Origin of the sequence: Deinococcus sp., assembly GCF_018260405.1 — a bacterium.
In the GTDB taxonomy this organism is placed as follows: Bacteria; Deinococcota; Deinococci; order Deinococcales; family Deinococcaceae; genus Deinococcus.
Window position 1 is genome coordinate 1 of record NZ_JAGLBG010000098.1, and the last position, 8,025, is coordinate 8,025.

General features: G+C 60.4%; 6 protein-coding genes. 5 read left to right on the forward strand and 1 reads right to left on the reverse strand.

Going from position 1 to position 8,025, the window contains the following annotated elements; genetic code table 11:
* Positions 1-332: 332 nt before the first annotated feature.
* Entirely contained in the window at positions 333-1,013 is a 681-nt protein-coding gene (locus QZ269_RS10950; protein WP_291426745.1) for an SDR family oxidoreductase, read from the reverse strand.
* Between the two features lie 103 nt (positions 1,014-1,116).
* On the opposite strand from QZ269_RS10950, the gene QZ269_RS10955 reads away from it, so the two are divergent.
* From QZ269_RS10955 to QZ269_RS10975, 5 genes are all read left to right on the forward strand, one after another.
* Positions 1,117-1,800, forward strand: a complete 684-nt coding sequence (locus QZ269_RS10955; RefSeq protein ID WP_291426746.1) for a glycerophosphodiester phosphodiesterase — start codon at positions 1,117-1,119, stop codon at positions 1,798-1,800.
* Between the two features lie 143 nt (positions 1,801-1,943).
* Positions 1,944-3,236 carry an ABC transporter substrate-binding protein gene (locus QZ269_RS10960; RefSeq protein ID WP_291426747.1) on the forward strand — a complete coding sequence of 431 codons (1,293 nt, stop codon included), beginning with the start codon at positions 1,944-1,946 and terminating at the stop codon, positions 3,234-3,236.
* Positions 3,237-3,635: 399 nt separating this feature from the next.
* The gene (locus QZ269_RS10965) at positions 3,636-4,574 is read left to right on the forward strand and encodes a carbohydrate ABC transporter permease (protein ID WP_291426748.1); all 939 of its coding nucleotides are present in this window, start codon (positions 3,636-3,638) and stop codon (positions 4,572-4,574) included.
* Positions 4,564-5,418, forward strand: coding sequence for a carbohydrate ABC transporter permease (locus QZ269_RS10970; RefSeq protein ID WP_291426749.1), 855 nt, complete (start codon positions 4,564-4,566; stop codon positions 5,416-5,418). Before QZ269_RS10965 ends, QZ269_RS10970 begins: the two co-directional genes overlap by 11 nt.
* A gap of 299 nt (positions 5,419-5,717) precedes the next feature.
* Entirely contained in the window at positions 5,718-7,952 is a 2,235-nt protein-coding gene (locus QZ269_RS10975) for an esterase-like activity of phytase family protein (RefSeq protein ID WP_291426750.1), read from the forward strand.
* The last annotated feature ends 73 nt before the right edge of the window (positions 7,953-8,025 follow it).

Consider the following 8,025-nt stretch of genomic DNA (forward strand, 5'->3'; position numbering starts at 1 on the left):
GAGGAGTCGTCGGTGGTAAGGCCCGTATCGTCTGCGGAGCTTGATGTTGCCCTGCTGAGCGCGGTGTTGGAGTGGACAGGCGGGGTTCTGACAGACGAAACTTTCGAGTGGGAGCTCTTTTGACACGTCCGGGGATAAGCCCCAGACGCTCCCATTTCAGTGGTGTCGGGCATAGTTCCAACCAACTACCAAACTTACCCAGAAGCGGTTTTTCGTCGTGTTCATTGTGCTGAGTAACTACACCGTCCGAACCATGGCCGAGCCGGACAATCCACAGCAGAATCGAATTACTCCGGCAGTCCGCCCCTCTTTACTGACCACTGGATCAATTGTTAGTCTTCGTCAGGGTAGACCTTGATCTCAGTAATATGTGCCCGGTCTGGGCGGGTGAGGGCATGGGCGACCGTTTTGGCCAGACCGCGTGGGTCGATCATGGTTTCCCACTTCATGCCTTCCTCACGGTTTTCGGGCGTGTCAATGGCTCCCATGGGGTACAGCACACAGCCGCGCACGCCTTTGGCCTTGAGTTCATCGTGCAGGCTGAGAATGTACGCGCTCACCGCCGCCTTACTCGCGGTATACAGCGCCGACTTGGGACCGCTGAGCTGCGCTGCTTGCCCCGCACTCACTCCCATAATCATGCCGTCTTTCTGGCGCAGCATGCTGGGCAAGACGCCCTGAACGGCGTGAAACAGGGTCAGCATGTTTTCGTCGAACATGGCGCGGTACTGGTCGATGGTGGCCTTCTGAACGTCCTGCACGCTCCAGGCCCCGACCGTGTGAATGAGGGTGTCTACCTTGACCTTACGGAGCTGCTCGACACTGCCCTCGTCGGTCAGATCGACGTCGATCACCTCGGTGGCCGGAAAGCGGTCGGCGGCGCGGGCCAGCGACTCACCGCGCCCGACCAGCACCATCTGTGCGCCCGCATCTTCAAGTTCCTGGGCTATTGCCGTTGCTAGTGCGCCGCCCGCACCCGTGAGCATCACTGTAGAGGAGCCGAGATTCGCCATAGCTACAGGGTAACGCCTAAAAGTCATGTGGCAGACATACAGAGGCTTAACAGTAGAGGCCCAGTAACCCGCCTCCTGACAGATTGCCCCTATCTTCAGGCCCATGTCTCCTCTGCTGCTCGGACACCGTGGCTCGCCGCATCAGTTCACCGAAAACACGCTTCCCAGTTATCAGGCCGCGCTGGACGCCGGACTAGACGGCGTAGAAGTCGATGTGCGCCGCCTGGCCGACGGTACGCTGGTCATGCACCACGACCCCCATCTGCCGGACAGACGGCGACTACCCCAACTGCGCCGAGCCGAGCTGCCCCCACACATTCCGACACTGAACGACATGCTCGACTGGATGGCGGGTCACACGGCCTATGTAAATGTCGAGATCAAGGCCGAGGAACGCCGCCCCGATGACCGCGTGGCCCGCACGCTGGACGCCATCCAGGAGCGCGGCTTTGAAAAACGGGTGATTGTCAGCAGCTTTAGCCCACTGGTGCTCGACGCGGCGCGGCAACACGCCCCCGAGATCGAGCGCGGTTTTCTGTTTGAGCACACCTTTCGCTGCGGCGACCTCGACCTGATCGGGCGAGTGATGGAGCGCACCGGGGCCGTGGCCCTGCACCCGAGATTTCATCTGATTGATACGGGGCTGATGAAGCAGGCTAAATCGGGAGGCTGGCGCGTAAATACCTGGACGGTGAATGACGAGGCCGAGGTCGCCAGACTGATCGCCCTGGGAGTAGACGCCCTGATCGGCAACTACCCGCAAAAACTGCTAAAGGGCCGCAGCTGACATTTCCACAAAACTCTGGGATTGGCCCGCGCCTCCTTCATCAGACTAGAACGCCTGACAACCAACTGATCATTTACTCATAACTTCAGCAGACATGACGGCTGAAGGTAAACGTCAGTCTGTTTACGTCACTAAGGAGTCACATGAAAAAACTGACCTTGATTTTGGTTCTGGCCAGCGCAGCAGGACAGGCCGCCGCACAAACCACCGTAGAATTCTGGCACTCGATGGGCGACGCCAAGCGCGGCGGCTGGATTCAGGCCCGCGCTGACGAGTACAACAAGGCCCACCCCAGCGTCAAGATCGTGCCGAGCTACAAGGGCAGCTATAACGACAGCCTCCAGGCCACCATTCTTGCCGGACGCCAGGGCAAGGCGCCCAGCCTCGTGCAGATTTTTGAAGTGGGCAGCCAGCTCGCCCTCGACAGCGGCATGTTCCAGCCTGTCAGCAGCATCAAGAACGTGGATTTTAACGACTACATTAAGCCGGTCATCAATTACTACACCATCGGCGGCAAGGTCAACAGCCTGCCCTTCAACAGCTCTTCGCCGGTGCTGTACTTCAACAAAGACCTGATGAAAAAAGCGGGTCTGGACCCCAAAAACCCCCCCACCACCTTCGGGGCTATACAAAAAGCCTGCGTCAAGATCGACGCCGCCAAGATCGGGGCCAAGTGCTTCGGCATGAGCCTGAACGGCTGGTTTATCGAGCAGTGGATGGCCGAGCAGGGTGCGCCGCTCCTGAACAACGGCAACGGTCGCCAGGCCCGCGCCACCAGCATCAACCTCGATACGCCCGCTGCCAACAATATTTTCAGCTTCTTTAAGACCATGAACGACAGCGGTTGGTACACCTACAGCGGCAAACTGGAAGACTGGGACGGCTCGGACGCCATCTTTACCCAGGGCAAGGACGTGTTCCACATCACCTCGACGGCAGATATCGGCAACATCCGCGACGCTGCCAAAAAGAACGGCTTTGACGTGGGCGTGGGCGTACTGCCTATTCCAGACGGCACCAAGCGCAACGGTGTGGTCATTGGCGGGGCCAGCCTGTGGATCCCCAAGAGTATCAGCAAGCCCCAGGCCGAGGCCGCGCTGGACTTCGCGCTCTACCTGACCAATACCAAGAACATGGCCGACTGGCACAAGCTGACCGGCTATTACCCCGTGCGCAACAGCTCGATTGACCTGCTGCGTAAACAGAACTGGTTTACCCAGACCCCGCTGCAACTGGTCGCCTTCAACCAGCTGGTCAGAACCGTGCCCAGCCCCGCCACGGCGGGCGGCCTGAACGGAGCCGCCATCCAGACCCGCAAGATCATGGAAGAAGGCGTGCAGAAAGTGCTGGGCGGCGCCCCCGTGGCCGACGCCCTGAAAGACACCAAGGCCCGCGCCGACGCAGCTCTAAACGAGTACAACGCCAACTTCAAGTAAACGGGTAATGCGGACTCCGGGCGTAGAGTTGGCAACCCGGCTTATTGCCGAGTGGTCAACGAAACAGACGGCAGTTCGTATAGGGTCGGGGGTGCTAGAGCAAAGGGAACCAAAACTGGCCCGCTCTGCGCCCGCACTCCACACCAGTCTTCTTATTGACCCTTCAGTTTATTGACTCTCCAGTTTATTGATTCTTCTGTGCATTAACTTTCCACAGCATTGACTTTCCACTGTGGTCGGCTGGATCCGGCGCGGTCATGTTCCCTGACCCTCCACCCCATCCCAGCTGCCTGCCGCCATAACCCCAGTCCGCATCCTGTACCCGGATGCGGATTTGGGATTTAAAGAGGGTTCAGGAACGCCGCAGGCACCGCTATACCCGACCCCAAAAGGAGCCTCATGACCCAACCCGTCCGCACGGCTACCGCTGCTTCTACCGACGAACGCGCTGTGTTCAGGGGAAGCGCGCTGCCCTGGGTGTTTTTGCTGCCGACCCTGGCTATTCTGGCGGTGTTTATCTATCTGCCTGCGCTGAGAACCCTGAAGCTGGCGGCCTACCGCGCCAACGTGATTCTGGGCACCGAGAAGTTCGTGGGGCTTGCCAACTTTGCCGAATTGTTGCAAAGCAAAGCTTACCAGCAGGTCGCGCTGCAAACCCTGATTTTTATGCTACTGACGGTTAGTACCGGGCTGCTGCTTTCGCTGGCACTGGCGTGGTTGGCGAGCCGCCCCATTCGCGGCGCCAAGACTTACCGCCTACTGCTGATCTACCCCTACGCCCTGAGTCCCGCGATTGCCGGAACGCTGTGGCTTTTTCTGTTTAACCCCGAGATCGGCGTGGTCAACCAGATTCTGGGCAGCCTGTTCCATGTCAAACCGCGCTGGCTCGACGACCCTTTTCTGGCCTTTGGGCTGGTCACGCTGGCCGCCGTCTGGAAAGGGCTGGCGTATAACATCGTTTTTTATCTGGCGAGTATTCAGAACCTGCCCGGCGACGTAATGGAAGCCGCCGAGATCGACGGCGCAAGCCCGGCGCAGATTTTCTGGCGGGTGGCCTTTCCGCTGCTGACCCCCATCACCTTTTTTTTGGTCTTTACCAACGTGGTTTCGGCACTGTTCGATTCCTTTGCGCTGACCGACATCCTGACCAAAGGTGGGCCTTACTACCACAACGCCGGAATCACGACCTTTCTGGTCTACCAGCTGTACCAAGACGGCTTCGTGAACTTCAAGACCGGAGCGGCGGCGGCCCAGGCGGCCCTGATGCTGGCAATGGTGGGCTTTATCAGCTGGATTCAGTTCCGCACGGGCGAAAAGCAGGTGCACTATGGCCATTAAACCACTGACCCGGAGCGGCGCAGGTCGCCTGAAAAAGCGCAACGACTGGGTGACCCACCTCGCGCTGTGCATCGCCGTGTTTCTGGTTGGTGCCCCGCTGATCTTTGCCGTTATCAAGGCCACGCAGGTGTCCAGCGACGTGATGAGCGCCAAACTGCTGCCGGGCGGGGCTTTCTTAGACAACCTGACAAGCGTCTGGACCAAAGCGCACCTGGGCACCTACATGCTCAACAGCCTGCTTGTGTCGGTGTGCGTGACTGTAGGCAAAACGGTGCTGTCGCTGCTGGCCGCGCTCGCCTTCGTGTACTTCCGCTTTCCGCTCAAGGGAGTAGCCTTCGCGCTAGTGCTGCTGTCGCTGATGCTGCCGACCGAGGTGCTTATCATCGCGCTGTTCGATCTGGTCAGCCGCGACCTTCAGTGGGCCAACACCTATCAGGCCATCATCATTCCGTTTCTGGCGAGTGCGACCGGGACTTTTCTGTTCCGCCAGCATTTTATGAACATCCCGACCAGCCTGGCCGACGCGGCCCGCATCGACGGCTGCGGCCCGCTGCGCTTTTTGACCAGCGTTCTGGTGCCGATGAGCTGGAATACCGTGGGCGCCCTGGCGGTCATCCAGTTTGTGTATGCCTGGGATCAGTACATCTGGCCGCTGGTCATCATGCAGCAGGACGACAAACAGGTGGTGCAGGTGGGGCTACGTAAGCTGATCGAGGTCGGCGGGCAGACCGACTGGGGCGCGGTCATGGCGGGCGCAATCGTGACGATCATTCCGCCGCTGGTCGTGTTCACGCTGCTTCAGGAGCAGTTCAGCAAGGGCTTTGCGCTGACCGAAGATAAATAATACGGATTCCGATTGATTCGGTGCAGTTCTGAATCAATCCGAGCGGATGTGAGTAGGAACAGCATACGCCCCTTCGCGGTATGGAGCCACAGACGGCGATTTTCCGACTGTGGCGGAATGGAGCGGAATCCGTATAGCTCTGAGCACAAAGCTCCCCGGTGAGTGGCTGGTGGCCTGGCAGAGAAGGGCTCTACGCCAGGCCACTGTTTTTGCTGACTACGGGGCCTAACTGGGGAGCCTGACCGCAGCCTGACGCTAGGGCCACAGCGCCCTGACGCACTCCGGACACACTGAGAACAATGAAAAAACTGTTGACGGCTCTCCTGACCCTCACTTCTGTCACCCTGGGCGCACAGGCCGCCACCCTGGTGGGCTGGGCCGAACTGCCTGCCGACACCTTCGACGCTGGCCCCCCCAGCGGCGCGTGGAGTAACGGCGTGCGCGGCGCGGCCCGCTTCAAGAGCCAGCCGGTACAGGGCTTCTCGGCGGTGCAGTTCGGCAGCGACGGCAGCTACTGGTTTATGAGCGACAACGGCTACGGAGCAAAGAGCAACAGCGCCGACTACCTGCTGAGAATTCGCAATTTCAAGCTGACCCCCCGCACCGCCAAGGGTGCCGCGCAGAAGGTGGACGTGGGAAGCTTTATCCAGTTCAGTGACCCCGACAAGAAAGTGCCTTGGCTGATTGTCAACGAGGCCACCACCGACCGCCTGCTCACCGGGGCCGACTTCGACGTGGAAGGTTTCGCCCTTGCCCCCGACGGCACCATCTGGGTGGGTGAGGAGTTCGGGCCTTACGTGCTGCACTTTTCGGCCACTGGCAAACTGCTCGAAGCCCCGGTGCCCACCCCGAACCTCGCCAGGCTGCCCACGCTGAAGGGTCAGGCCCCCATCGTCATCGGGCACCGGGGCAGCGCGGGCACCCTCCCCGAGCACACGCTGGGTTCTTACCAGGCGGCGGTGGACGGCGGCGCGGATTTCATCGAGCCGGATCTGGTGGTTAGCAAGGACGGGGTGCTGATTGACCGTCACGAGCCGCTGCTGGCGACGCTGGACAAGCCGCTGGACCAGGGAGGCAAGGTGCTGGAAGCCACCGCCGACGTTGCCAAACACCCCGAATTTGCCTCCCGCGCCCGCATGGGCAAGCTCGATGGTCACGACGTGTACGGCTTCTGGGTCAACGACTTCACGCTGGCCGAACTCAAGACCCTCAAAGCCATCGAGCGCCTGCCCCAGCTGCGCGGCACCAACTTTGACGGGCAATTCGAGATTCTGACGCTGCCCGAAATTATCGCCTTCGTGAAGAATGTGGAGGCCAAAACCGGCAAGAAAATCGGCATCTACCCCGAGACCAAGCACCCCAGCTACATGAAAGCGGCGGGCTTTGATATCAATCAGTTGCTAATCGACACGCTGAAAAAGGAAAACTTTACCGACCCCAACCGGGTGTTTATCCAGTCCTTCGAGGTCAACAACCTCAAGGAACTGAAGACCAAGATTATGCCAGCAGCGGGCGTGAATATCCCACTGATCCAGCTGATCAACAGCGACGACCAACCCGCTTACGACCTGCTGGCGGCAGGCGACACGCGCACCCCCAAGGACATGCTCAGCGACGCGGGCCTCAAGGAAATCGCCAGCTACGCCACCGGCGTCGGACCTTACAAGCGCTGGATTGTGGACAACAAGGGCCAGACCACCGACCTGGTAAGCCGCGCCCACGCCGCCGGGCTGTATATCCATACCTGGACGCTACGCAGCGAACCCACCTACCTGCTGCCCCAGTACAAAAACGACCCCGAGGCCGAGATGCGCCAGCTTCTGCGGGCCGGGGTAGACGGCTTTTTCACCGACTTTCCGGCGACCGGCGCGAAGGTGGCGGCGCAGTACACCACGCCGTTTGTGCGTAGCCCCCAGAACCCCGACTTCTCGCAGGGCGTCAGTTCCAGCGCGGCCAATCTGCCCGGCAGCGGCGGCTTCGAGGGCTTCAACATTTCGCCCGACGGCAAGACCATCTATGCCCTGCTGGAAAAGACCGTCGCGGGCGACCTGCCCGGCCAGATTCGCCTGCACGCCCTCGACCTGGCCAGCCGGAAATGGAGCCTGGTGGGGCGCTACCCGCTGGACGACGCCAGCAACTCCATCGGCGACATGACCTTCGTCAACGACCACCAGGTGCTGGTGCTGGAGCGCGACCAGGCGCAGGGCGACGCAGCCAAAAATAAGCGCGTCTACCTGCTGGACATGGCGGCCACCAATGCCGACGGCACCCTCAAGAAGACGCAGGTCGCCGACCTGATGAACATCAGCGACCCGCAGGGCCTCGCGCCCAGCACCCAGGGCGGCGTGTTCAAGTTCCCGTATGTGACCATTGAAAACATCATCGTGCTCGACGCTCGTACCATTCTGGTCGCCAACGACAACAACTACCCGGCGACCGGCGGGCGCGGCAAGGATGTCAAGGACGCCAACGAATTCCTGTGGATCAAGCTCGACGCGCCTTTGCAACTGGGCGCGGGCCTGGGACGCAAGTAATACGGATTCCGCTAAATTCCGCCACAGTCGGGAAGACACCGCCTGCGGCTCCATACCGCGAAACCCGTATGTT